The organism is Prevotella sp. S7-1-8 (genome assembly GCF_000758925.1).
Lineage (GTDB): Bacteria > Bacteroidota > Bacteroidia > Bacteroidales > Bacteroidaceae > Prevotella.
On record NZ_JRNC01000034.1, the window covers coordinates 71,430 to 84,368 of the forward strand.

Here is a 12,939-nt window from a genome sequence, read left to right on the forward strand (position 1 = left end):
ACGAGGCCATATGATGGGCCTGTCAGATAATACACAAATTGACAAAAACAAAAGAACAAACAACGCAATGATATGAAAATAAAAATTGGAATGTTGCAACTGCACAATGTAGCGGACATACAAGACAACCTTAACAGACTGGAGCAGGGTATCAGGGATTTGGCCCAAAAAGGCGCGCGGCTCATTGTTTTGCAAGAATTGCACAACTCATTGTACTTTTGCCAAACAGAAGATGTGTCGCTGTTCGATTTGGCCGAGCCTATACCCGGACCATCCACGGAGCTATTTGGGAGAATAGCCAAGCAATGTGGCGTGGTCCTTGTAATATCGCTGTTTGAAAAACGGGCGCCGGGCCTCTATCACAACACGGCGGTGGTGATAGAAAAAGACGGCTCCATCGCTGGCAAATACCGCAAGATGCACATTCCGGACGACCCCGCCTACTACGAGAAATTTTACTTCACGCCGGGCGACTTGGGCTTTATGCCCATCGACACATCGGCAGGACGGTTGGGCGTTATGGTTTGCTGGGACCAGTGGTATCCTGAAGCCGCCCGACTAATGGCACTGCGAGGAGCCGAAATACTGATTTACCCGACAGCCATAGGCTATGAAAGCAGCGACCCAGAGGATGAACAAGAGAGGCAGCGAGAGGCTTGGACAACGGTACAAAGAGGGCACGCCGTGGCCAATGGATTGCCCGTGGTGGCCGTGAACAGAGTAGGGCTTGAACCTGATTCGAGCGGGCAGACCAAGGGTATACAGTTTTGGGGATCAAGTTTCGTAGCCGGCCCTCAAGGCGAGCTATATTGCAGGGCAAGCGACAAGGATGAGGAAAGGCTCGTCGTGGAGGTGGATTTGGCGCATGGCGAACAGGTAAGGCGTTGGTGGCCATTTCTTCGGGACCGGCGGATAGACGCCTATGGAGAAATACTAAACCGCTTTAACGACACCAAATAACACCGCGCCGTCACACACATACGGTTCTTTTCGCGTGCCCCATGCCATCGGGTATCGCAACCAACCGACTGGCTTGGGAGCACAAGAAAATGAGCATCACGAACAATGCGGCATGTAAGTTATCAAAGACACGACACGCATACCGCATTGTTGGCGATTGATTAATGGGCTAACAGCATAGTTGTTGGAAACGCTCTTATATTAATGGCAGCAACCAACAATCGATGGTTGTGTCACAAACCTTTGGCATATTCAAAAATTTTGTCAACGATTTTTTCCACATCATCAGATGTTATACTGTCGGTTTTCTGCTTTATTTTATCCTTTAACAGCTTTTGCACTTGTTTCACGATGGCTCTTCCCGATTTACCTTTAGTCGTGGCGGTATCGGCATTCGAGACATCTGGCCAATCCTCATTCCCCTGATTGCCGTCGCTCCGCCTGTCTATCCAATCATCGTCCAAAGCCCCACGTTCCACCTCCTTATTCGAGGCGTTGATGGCTTGAGCGATCACCTCCTCGTCCGCGGCAAGCACCTTGCCAAACATGCCATATGACGTGGTGACATTACCCTTGTCAGTTTGCACAGAAGTTGTTGAAAAAATGATGTAATTGTGATATTCGAGCGCCTCATTCAGAACTTCATCGACGAGTGGGCCGGCAAACAATTGCCCAAACATATTGAAGCCTCGCGCAAACAAGCCATGACCGTCGCCGCCAACGGCCTTGGTCAACGCGCGCGTGATGTTTTCTTTTAACACTTGACGATGGGCCTTCTTGGATGGATTGGTTAATACCATTGCCAGAAACAAACCGAACAAAACCAATAGTACCCACGACAAAACGCCACGTCTTTTTGGAGGCAAAGAAGCGTTTGACACCGTATCATCGCGATGGCAACAATGTTGTCGCGCGGAAAATTCCGCCACTTGGCCGTTGCCCTCATGTGGTGGTGGTGGAGGTGTCGCGCCTGTGACGCGCGACTCATTGTTATAGAACAGCGCTTTCAACTCTTCAACCTGCCACGCTGGCTCCCATTGGGACATCCCCTCAGTCCAAACCAATGTTTCTGAGGATATGTTATGCTGACGAAGCTCATCCAATGTGAACGGCCCTTGTTGGACACCATTTGTGATGATAAAATAATTCATGGCGGATGTTATATGTTATAGACAGCTGTCTTCCATCAATGTTTTTACTCCACGGTCACACTTTTAGCGAGGTTTCGAGGCATATCCACATCAAGGCCCTTTTCCACCGCGATGTGATAAGCCAACAACTGCAATGGTATGACAGAAAGCAGTGGAGCCAATGGAGCCAATGTCTGTGGCACATATATGCACTCGTCAGAGATTTTGCGAACTTGCTCATCTCCCTCCGTGACCACTGCTATAATACGTCCTCCGCGCGCTTTCACCTCCTGCATATTTGAGATGATTTTCTCGTATCCCTCATGGTGAGTGGCGATGAAAAGAACAGGCATCATATTATCAACCAAAGCTATCGGCCCGTGTTTCATCTCCGCCGCAGGGTATCCTTCGGCGTGAATGTAGCTAATTTCCTTTAGTTTAAGCGCTCCCTCCAAAGCCACCGGATAGTTCCAGCCTCTACCTAAATATAAGAAATTTGTGGCATAAGTATAGGTACGTGCCAATTGCTTGATTTCGTCATTGTGATCCAAAACGGCCTTGATTTTCTCAGGAATTTTAGATAGCTCGGTAGTCAAGGCCTTAAATTCCGTTTCCTCAAGCGTGCCCTTGGCTTTGGCCAATGCCAACGTCAGCAATGTCAAACACGTCAATTGGCCTGTAAATGCCTTGGTCGAGGCCACACCTATCTCTGGGCCTACATGTATATACACACCCGTTTGAGTGGCTCTCGCTATGCTCGAGCCAACGGCATTGACAATACCAAAGATAAAAGCTCCACTGGCTTTAGCCAGTTGGATGGCTGCCAAAGTATCGGCAGTTTCGCCACTTTGGGAAATCGCGATAACAACATCAGTAGGCAAAATGACAGGGTCACGGTATCTAAACTCTGACGCATAGTCCACCTCTACGGGTATTTTGCAAAAATGTTCGATAAGCTGTTTGGCTATTAGACCCGCGTGCCAACTTGTTCCGCAAGCGACGATGATAAATCTTGATGCCGACAACAAACGTTCGCGATTATACCGTACAGCGCTCAAAACAACATCTTGATCAATCAATCGCCCACTCATACAGTCTTTCAGGCAGCGTGGCTGATCAAAAATTTCCTTGAGCATAAAATGAGAGTACCCACCTTTGTCAAGCATGTCAATGTCCACGTCTATATGCTTCACATTGACGTCCACACGCTGATTTCTGAGGTCTATTATTTCCAAATCCTTGCCCGGATGGCACAATGCTATCTGTTCGTCATCCACATACACCACTTTTTTTGTGTATTCAGCGATGGGCGTGGCGTCTGAGGCTATAAAAAACTCGCTTGAATCCTTTCCGATACCAATAACCAAGGGAGACCCTTTGCGCGCGGCGACAATCGTATCAGGATGGCGACGGTCCAAGACAACGATAGCATAAGCGCCTATACACATTCCCAACGCTTGGCGAACAGCCTCCACCAAAGTGCAACCGCTGCTCTGATAGACATACTCGATAAGCTGCACGAGCACCTCCGTGTCCGTGTCGCTTTGAAAATGGAAGCCTCTTTGCGCCAGCTGGTCGCGCAACAAGGTAAAGTTTTCTATAATGCCATTGTGCACGATTACCAAGTTGTCCGACTCGGACACATGCGGGTGCGCGTTCCTTACAGATGGCTCCCCATGAGTGGCCCACCGTGTATGCGCTATGCCAACGGTTCCACTACAGTCCTTTTCTTGAGTCGCGGCCACCAAGTCGCTCACTTTTCCTTTGGCCTTGTACACTTTCAGCTTCCCGGTGTCATCGACAAGCGCCACACCCGCCGAATCATATCCGCGATACTCCAATCGGCGAAGGCCCTTTATCAAAATGTCATACGCTGGCCGTTTGCCGATATATCCCACTATTCCACACATGATTTCTCGTATTTTTGTTGGCGCAAAGTTACGAAAAAGCTCTTTTAGTTAGCCTTTTTAAATATAAAAAAAAATAATCACAAGATCTTTTTTTTATTCGTAACACATCAAAATCGTCAAATCGCCACCTTTGAGAGCCATGTGTCCGCACAAGAAGAGGGATGGGAAACCTTATCCCTCCCCCTTGTCATAGCCCATGGGCCTAAACTGCCGTTGTGTGTCACTATACACAAAGCCATGCCGCAAGAGGTAACTCTTGATGTCTTCTGGCGTCGTGTTAAAATTGTGACACAAAGATGTCAAACTGTCAAATTCCTCGTCTCGAAGCAACATGTTGACGCTCGACACAAGGATAGCGGGGTCTTTTGGAAGATAGTCCATCGTTTATATTTTAAGTTTATAATTTAACGAGAAACAACAAGGGAATCCACCTTGCCGCATATTCTCGCCCAGAGAAAATCTCATTTGCAAATCGCACGAGTTGCTGACGAGCGATGTACACACGTCTAAAGCATACTCGTGGATTCGTAAAGACCGCGGTGGTTTGTCTATTCGAAAGGCACGACAAAAGGCGTAGACTTGTTCTCGACAATTATTCGGTTCATGTTATACTTAATGGTTACCCGAAAATTTTTCTTGTCAAGCTCGAAAGCATCCATGCCTTGATCTTTCGGTATGAACGGGGGTATCTCGGCATGGACGAATGGCGCGGCCGTGGAAGTGTTTTTAGCCTCCACCTCGCTAATAGGCAACCTAATGCCCAAATCGCTCATGCGTCGCCCCTCGGCCATGAAAATTTCCTGCCTGAGCAGGTATATTAGCTCAAGGAGATCGTCATGCTTTTGACAATCGTCTATCATTTGGGGTGTCACCGACGTGCCGGAAACAGTCGGAACACTTACCACTTGCGGTTTCTTGCGGCTTAACACCAACCCATCGCGAAAACGATCGTTTGGCGACGCGGCCACTTTGTATATGGCACTGTCGGGATATTCTTTGATACCGCCGGTGGCACGCGTCTTGGCCCAGTCTTTCACGCCAGACAACACAGGGCGCGATTGCACAAGTTTGAGCAGCTCATGAAGTTTGGCCTTGCATGCGTGTTCATCGCCTTTGGCAAGCAGCGCCTCGGCCATGATAAGGTAGTTCTCCTCAGCTTTGGCAATACAGATAGCGCTTTCGTAGATGGATGTGCGCTGCACGTATTTGGGATTGAGAAAATTCAATCGTGGCAAGGGCTGGTACATGGCCTTGCAAATATCGTCCTGCATCGTGTTTACCACGCCATTTACACCATCAAAAGCAACCTGACAAAGTAAATTTGAGCTAAATCGCAAAGCCTCCTCGCTCTCTTTCAACGCATCGTCCACGCTACCCAGCCGATAGTACGCCCGCGCCCTAAGCGTATGAACCAACGAGCGTTCGGTGTCATTGCCAATGTATGGCTCTGTTTCTTCAAGACACTTCAGGGACAGTCGCAAAAGCTCCTTCCACGTTTTAACCTCACCACCCTCGCTCACAGGCAAGGCCATGAAATTCTCACCACCGAGCAGATAGGAGTAAGCCTTGATATAGTAGAGTTTGAAGAGATGGTTTTTGGTAACATTTTTATCACGATGGCGCACCACGTCAAGTCCATAATCGGCCGCCGAGCGCAGCTGGGCCACGCCGCGCTCCATGCCATTCACGTCAGGGTCGTTATTTAATAGCTGCGGTCTGTCAAAGAGCTTGCTCTCTCTTGTATAATTGTTGAAATAATTGTCAGATATGATCTCGGTCTGCAAGCAGAAATTGCTCACGGTCATCGCCAACGTCCTGTCAAGGCCATTCACCCATGTATCCATGGCGTTTCCGCCCTCAAGATAGGCTTTTTCCGTGACATTCGGATTTTCAATATCATTGGGTTCTATCAAATTGCATGAGCCCAAAAGCAACGACGCCACCGAAAGAACAATGTATGTATTGTAAAATTTCATGGTTTACATATTGAATTTAAGTGAGAAAATATATTGTTTGGGCAAAGAGAAAGTGGAATAGTTCAATCCACCCGTAGCTACGGCGCCCTGTGAATGCGCTCCCGAAATGACAGCCTCGGGGTCTACCGACGCCGCCGTGAAGCTCAACGGATTGTTGATGTTCAAGCTGACTTGTACGCTCTTAAGCGCGTGAAGCTTGCCATTGGCCCGATATAGATAGCTTAATCCAATGTTTCGCACCTTGAAAAAGTCTGCTTTTTCCACGAAATAGTTGGTAAAATAGAGCCACGCCTTTCTCTGCGACTTGCCCATCAGCGCAGCCTCGGGGATGGCATTGTCTTTCAACCCTTTGGAGAAGCGAAACTGTCGGTCGAAAGAATGTACGTAAGAACCCATCTGGTAGTCACCGCTCATCCACAGCTGCCAATCCTTGTAACGCAGGTCCAACGAAACGTTGCCATAGCATGTAGGTATGGTAGAGCCCAAATCTTGCATGCGCAGCACCTCCTTGAGCGTGCCATCGGCATTGAGCACCGCCTTGTTTCCGCGCAAGAAGCCCACTGGCTTGCCCTCTTCGACAGCCGTTTGGATGGTCTCCGGCCCAAACCCTCCTATGCTGAAAGGCACCGTTCCGCCATCGCTCAGCACTCGATTGCGGTTGGTGTTGATAGCGGCGCGCACCGTCGCGAGCCAATCCTTGGTACGAATGACATGAAGTCCCAAATTGATCTCTACACCCTGATTGCCAATTTCCCCGATGTTGGCCAACTGGGTGGCAGCTCGTCCAGCCGATGGCAATGTGGGTATGGTAAAGAGCGCGTCCTTGGTGCGCGAGTTATAATAAGTAAAAGCAAGCGTGGCGAAATCATGAAAAAAAGACGATTCGAAGCCCACCTCAAACGAATGTTTCTTCTCCGGACCCAAATTTGGGTTGCCGTACTGGCCAAATGTGGCAGCCTGCTTGCCAAGGAAACCCATCACGCTAATTGTTTTCTGATAAGCGAAAGGTGGAGGATAGCTTCCGGCTACACCATAGTTGCAAAACAAACGCAACGTGGAAATCATTCCGTTTTTCACCCATGAGGACAGGAAAGACTCGTCACTCATCACATATGACAACCCCACTTTGGGATAAAACTGCCACTTCACATTCTCGCCAAAAGCCGTGTTGTAATCTACACGGGCGCCAAAATCCAAATAATATTTATTGCACAACCCAATGTTGTCTTGCATATAAAACCCATAGCTGTGGAGGTAATTGAGCCACTCGTCAGCTTGAACAGCCCCTGCCCCGGACATCACCCTGGCGCCGTCGCGCACGTTCGTACCATGATAGATGGCTTGATGGTCGCGCGTGTTGAAGTATTGAAAGCCTGCCGTGAGAATATTACTCAACCAGTCTCGACAATAATACTTATATTGCCCGTTTACATCCGCGGTAAGACCGAAATAGTTTCTGTCAAAATTGTTAATGCGACCGGCATCGGTAGTACCCACAGGTTTTACATGTGTGTGTATCAAATATTGGTTGGTCACAATCTCCTTGTTGTTATTGGCTCTGTAGTCTATGCCAAAAGTACTCTTGAGCGTGACATTCCTCCATGGCTTGTAAATCAATATATGCGATGTCTGGAAACGCTTGGTGCTCTCCTTGTAGTCTTGCATGGCCTCCGCGTCGTGAACAAAAGAGCGCATCCGCGCATACACGTCGGCGCCAGCCGCGTCTATGTCCGCCGGATAGTTTCGCTCTTTACCATTGGCATCCGTGTATTTAAAATTACAAGCCGCGCTACCCTCGGCAAACCACAAACCGGTATAAAAGCCCTGATTGCCATTGCGACTACGTTTGTAATCTTCAGCGACAAAGCCAAAAGAGTTTTGGTATTCCAATTGAGACGTAATGCGCGCGTGCGACCCAAAACGCAAGTCGTACCTCTTCTGCGCGTTGTTATTGTGTATCACGATACCGGTGTTCTCGCCCATGTTGGCGCCCAAGCTATAACCATACTTGTCGTTTCCACCGCTCAGTGACAACCGGTAACGCTGCTCAAAACCCGTTTGGTTGAGCAAGTCGGCCGTGCGCTTGAAATGATAAAACTGCGTGGTGGCCTTGTCCCAGCCCATATCCACGCCCACTGAGGCATGAAAACCATCCGCGCTTCCTTTCTTGGTGAAGATTTGTATCACGCCATTGGCCGCGTCGGAACCATAGAGCGTGGTGGCCGCTCCACCGCTTACATACTCGATGTGGTCAATGTTTTCCATTGAGATGTCACTCAGCGCGCTCGACGACGCCATCTCTCCCATGGGCATGTCGCCGATGGTATAGGGATTGGCGCCATAGCCATGCTTGGAATAATTGAGAAAGGAACCTGTGTTTAGGTTGTCCACGCGCACACCATCTATATATATAATAGGTGTCGCATTGGAGAAAGCCGACGATAGACCGCGCGCCTTGACGATAGACGTGCTGCCCGGTTGAGCGCCCGAAAGTGAAAGCTGCACACCGGGAATGGCATTGCGTAGCATCTCGTCCATACGACCAACAGACTGCCGCAGCAAGTCTTTGCCCGCTATTTTGGTCACATTGGAAGATAATCTGCGTTTCTCAATCGCGCCACCTTGACCTGTCACGACAACTTCGTTAAGGTCAACAGGCATGTTAAAACTCATGGTATCAGCACTCTCTACGTGTTCCTTTTTCCCTTTATACGCTTCTGGCAATTTTTTGGAGAATGCGCCATTATTGCCGTACAAAAACGTTGGGAGCAATGGTTGAAAAAACGCCAAAGTTGTTATCGTCAACAATTTGGCTTCTCTTTTTGAATAAATCATTCTGCCTTAAACTAATATTATTTTTAAATTAAGCACTCGCAAAGTTAAATATATCCAACGAGAACACCAAAAACGCCTTGCGATTTTCAACCGGCCACGTTCAAAAAAGGCGCGGCCTCATTGTTCGCCCACGCGAATGATTAGTTATTCTCGCCAATAACCAAGATGTATACCAACGCCCATGACTGAAAACAGACGCGTCACCGGCGCGACAAAACATATCGTGTCATAAATAACACAAGCCCCACTCTCCACGCCATCCTCGCAAAGGCATGGCAAGCGTATGTATTCGAGCCATCCAACAAGCCATTGGGGGTTCACGATACCATCGACACAGTATCATTTACGGCGTATACATCATGATGAGACACGCGCGCCGCACGTCTCCCATGACGCATTGGCATGACAGCGTCAAACATCCATCCAAATATTTTATTTGATATAGCCGCGTCTAATCATCAGGTAGGCGGCAACGCCAAATGTGTCCATCTCATTAAATCCGGAGTAGGTATTGACGCGCCGTCTGTCTCAAATAAGGATGTCGCAAATTATTTCTCGACTTTTATCTCGGCCACGTTCAACTTGCCTTTGCGGCAAATGAGCCGGATGTCACTGATGCCCGAGCGGTTAATTTGAAACCTTTGCATATCGCCCGAGCGTTTTCCTGTGTACATATCGACAAATTGCCCTCCACCTGAAGACAACTGGATGGTATACGTGGCGTCTGCCGAGCTGCCGGGCGCCCAATGGAACGCCAGGGCCCCTATCTTTTCGGAGGCTGGCGTCGAGATGGTCAACATGGCGTTTTCCATCGCACGCCAAAAAGTGGCCGTGTCTCCGTCAACGGCCTTTTGAGCGTCAACGCTGGCAGGCTCCGCCACCACGTCGAGCTTGAAGGCGCGCTTACCGCCAGTGGACGAAGCGCGCCGGTCCACGACAGTAAACGTATCTTCCAAACGGATATCCTCCGACGACGCGCCTACCATCACCTTGAAATCACCCGGCTCGACCACACGCTCGTTTCGCTCGTTGATGAGTTGCAGGTGCTCGGGCCTCAGAACAAAAGATACCGCGCGTGTCTGTCCTGGCTCAAGGTGCACGCGTTCAAACCCGCGAAGATTTTTCTCGTAGGTGGTAACCGAGCTGACAACGTCGCGCGTATAGAGTTGCACCACCTCGTCGCCGGCGCGCTTCCCCACGTTGGACACGTCGCAACTAACAACAATAGTATCTGTGGCGCCAATATTCTTGGCCGATAGTCGCAAATTGGAATAAGCGAAGGTGGTGTAGCTCAAGCCATGACCAAAATAGTAGAGCGCGCCGTTGGCACGCGAGGCATTGCCCAACGGGCCCAGAGAGTTTCCGCCGTCAACCAGCGCGGCAGGCTTGGAGGGGAAATTGAAAGGTATCTGCCCCACGGTTTTGGGAAATGTCACCGTAAGTTTGCCACTGGGATTGTAGTCGCCAAAAAGCACGTCGGCCACAGCGGTTCCTCCCTGCGACCCCGGATACCACGCCTCCAATATGGCTGGGACAAACCTGTCAGCCCAATTGACGGACAGCGGCCGGCCGTTGATGAGGACGAGCACCACGGGCTTGCCCACTGCCTGCACGGCTTGCAAGAGCTGGAGCTGCCTGCCGGGCAAGTCTAATGACGAGCGAGACTTGTTCTCCCCACACGTGCGAGCGTCGCCACCGAGTACCACCACCGCCACGTCGCTCTGGCGGGCTAAAGCTACGGCCCGGTCTATCTCGCTACGCTCTTGCGCTGTCATCGGGTAATCGACCAACTCTGATTCTGGCCAATGCTCATCCACGAGCTCGCACCCCTTGGCGTAAGTCACCTCCACGTCGCGGCCCACCTTGTCGCGTATGCCCTTGAGCACTGTCGTCACGTCTACGGCCAACGGACCGTAATGGGTCAGCGCATACGCCGCATCGTCGGCATTGGGGCCGCACACGGCTATACGCTTCACCTTGCTTTTATCCAAAGGCAGCAAGTTGTCTTGGTTTTTCAACAGCACAATACATTCACGCGAAGCCTGCAAAGCCACCTGCTGGTTTTCTTTGCTGTTCACCTCCCTGTCGGCCGCTCGCAGGTCCATCTGGTAGGGGTGGTCAAAGATGCCAACAATGAACTTGACGCGGAGAATATCTCTCAAGCGCTCGTCAATGACGTCCATCGGTATGCGCCCCTCCTTGACCAACTCGCGCAGGGGCAGCACAAACGAGTCGGGCGAGCGAAAAGTGCAACGCACATTAAGCCCGGCCATAACGGCTTGGTACACGGCCTCTTTCATGTCCGCGGCAGTGTGATGCTTGGAATAGAGATATTCCAACGCGTCACTATCCGACACCACATAGCCCCTGAACCCAAAACGATGGCGCAACACATCGGTCAACCAATGCCGGCTGCCCTGTATGGGCACGCCATCGTAATCGTTATAAGAGCTCATGGCGCCCAACAATCCGGCCTCTCTCACCACCCTGCCCCATGGGTAAAGGTGTATGTTCTCAACCTCTCGGGGCGGCATCTGCGGGTCCACGCGCGCCATACCCTCGCGCGCGCCCTTGTTGTTGCTATAGGCAGCGAAATGCTTGGCCGTGGACGCCACTTGCCAATCGGTCTGCATGCCACGGGCCATCTGCACGCCAAGTTCAGCCACAAGGAAGGGGCTCTCGCCATAAACCTCCTCGTAGCGCCCCCAGCGCTGGTCACGCCCCACGTCTAATATGGGGGCGTACACATTGGTATAGCCTAACAGCCGAGCCTCTCTACCAGTGATATAGCCCACCTTGCGAACGAGTTTTCTATCCCACGTGGTTCCCAAGCCCAATTGTGTGGGAAAATTGGTGGCCTTGTAACTCTCCACGCCACGAATACCCTCGTTGGTGAAATCGACAGGTATGCCGAGACGGGTTCGCTCCACGAAAAAGCGTTGCACCTCGTTGATGGCCCACGCATGTTTGGAAGCGGGCCACACCCACGGATTGTCAGAGGGTGGCAATCCCCATTGACGAAAACCGTTGAGGTGCTCGTCGATTGCCCCGATACCGTCTTTCCACAATTTCTGATTCCAACTTTCTTTGGGCAAATCGTCTTCCAACACGCGCTGGTAGCCATAGAGCGTCACCATCTGGCAAGTTTTCTCCTCGAGCGTCATTTGGCTGATGAGGTTGTCGATGCGGTCGTCTATATTGGCTTGGGGGTCTTCATAGACATCTTTTTTGCCGTTCTTGTTATAGTCTATCCACCCTTGACGGTAAATCTTGTTTTTGGGAAGGTTGTAGGTTTTCAACTTAGGACTATAACGATTGGGCGTTCGCGCCCAAACATTATGCCCGCACGGAGCTGTGAGCAACAGCAGAGTGATGAGCGAATGTTTCATTTTCGTTTAATAATTATTTTGTAGATAGTTTGTGCAAATATATGAAGAAATGTCGGGAAACAGACTTGTTCAAGCGAAAAAAAATAAAAGAAAGAAAAAGAAGAGGCATCGCTGACGACACTATAAAATAAAGACTATCGCGCGTGGCGCGACGAGCGGATAGGAAATTATGGCGTACAGGGCAAAACAAAAACGAGGAGAGCCGCATAAATGAACATGCAAGAAAAACCGAACCTCGTTTTCTTGTGTCATGAAAAAATCACAAAAACAAGTGGGTCGACACATGTCCTGTTAGAAGCGGAATGATGAGACGACGGTCCATTTTTTGCGACCGCGCCAATCATCACAGCATATGCGCTTTGCGATTAAAGTCTATTGGAACCGCGTTTGAGCCGTAAAGGGACGTCGTTTCGGACTTGATCGTCCAACGGATAGGCACTAAACGCACGGCGAATAAGCACTAATGGCACTATTAATTCTTTCTTTTATTCACCCTTTTATATTAAAAAACTCGTATCTATCTATAAAACAATGATTTACTAAGCATTGACAAAAATCGCATATTCGGGAGCTTCCACCCAACCAGTTGTAAATACGCGAAAATTAAAGGCATGTTTGTCAGCTATTTTCAACAGTTTATTTTCACGTCATGAAAACATGCTTCACGATGTGGCGAACGTCAAAACGACAGGAAGATTGCCTCAAGATAGAGTTACGAAGTCACGAGGTAATGCAAATT

Annotated in this window: 7 protein-coding genes; 1 reads left to right on the forward strand and 6 read right to left on the reverse strand. The window is 49.8% G+C overall.

Annotated features, from left to right (window positions below; all coding sequences use genetic code 11):
• The first annotated feature begins 72 nt into the window (after positions 1-72).
• Positions 73-960, forward strand: coding sequence for a carbon-nitrogen hydrolase (locus HMPREF1640_RS06045; protein WP_036893257.1), 888 nt, complete (start codon positions 73-75; stop codon positions 958-960).
• 233 nt (positions 961-1,193) lie between these two features.
• On the opposite strand, the gene HMPREF1640_RS06050 is transcribed toward HMPREF1640_RS06045, so the two are convergent.
• The 6 genes from HMPREF1640_RS06050 to HMPREF1640_RS06075 all read right to left on the reverse strand — a co-directional run bounded on the left by HMPREF1640_RS06050 (position 1,194) and on the right by HMPREF1640_RS06075 (position 12,200).
• The gene (locus tag HMPREF1640_RS06050) at positions 1,194-2,111 is read right to left on the reverse strand and encodes a GYF domain-containing protein (RefSeq protein WP_036893258.1); all 918 of its coding nucleotides are present in this window, start codon (positions 2,109-2,111) and stop codon (positions 1,194-1,196) included.
• 44 nt (positions 2,112-2,155) lie between these two features.
• A complete protein-coding gene (gene glmS, locus HMPREF1640_RS06055) occupies positions 2,156-4,000 on the reverse strand; it encodes a glutamine--fructose-6-phosphate transaminase (isomerizing) (RefSeq protein ID WP_036893259.1) in 1,845 nt (614 codons plus the stop codon).
• Positions 4,001-4,171: 171 nt separating this feature from the next.
• Positions 4,172-4,381 (reverse strand): DUF4250 domain-containing protein, encoded by a 210-nt coding sequence (locus tag HMPREF1640_RS06060; RefSeq protein WP_036893260.1) that lies wholly within the window; start codon positions 4,379-4,381, stop codon positions 4,172-4,174.
• 167 nt (positions 4,382-4,548) lie between these two features.
• A complete protein-coding gene (locus HMPREF1640_RS06065) occupies positions 4,549-5,976 on the reverse strand; it encodes a hypothetical protein (RefSeq protein WP_036893261.1) in 1,428 nt (475 codons plus the stop codon).
• Between the two features lie 3 nt (positions 5,977-5,979).
• Complete coding sequence (locus HMPREF1640_RS06070) at positions 5,980-8,700, reverse strand: TonB-dependent receptor domain-containing protein (protein ID WP_036893285.1); 2,721 nt, start codon at positions 8,698-8,700, stop codon at positions 5,980-5,982.
• A 659-nt stretch (positions 8,701-9,359) separates the two neighbouring features.
• Complete coding sequence (locus HMPREF1640_RS06075) at positions 9,360-12,200, reverse strand: beta-glucosidase (RefSeq protein ID WP_036893262.1); 2,841 nt, start codon at positions 12,198-12,200, stop codon at positions 9,360-9,362.
• Between the last annotated feature and the right edge of the window lie 739 nt (positions 12,201-12,939).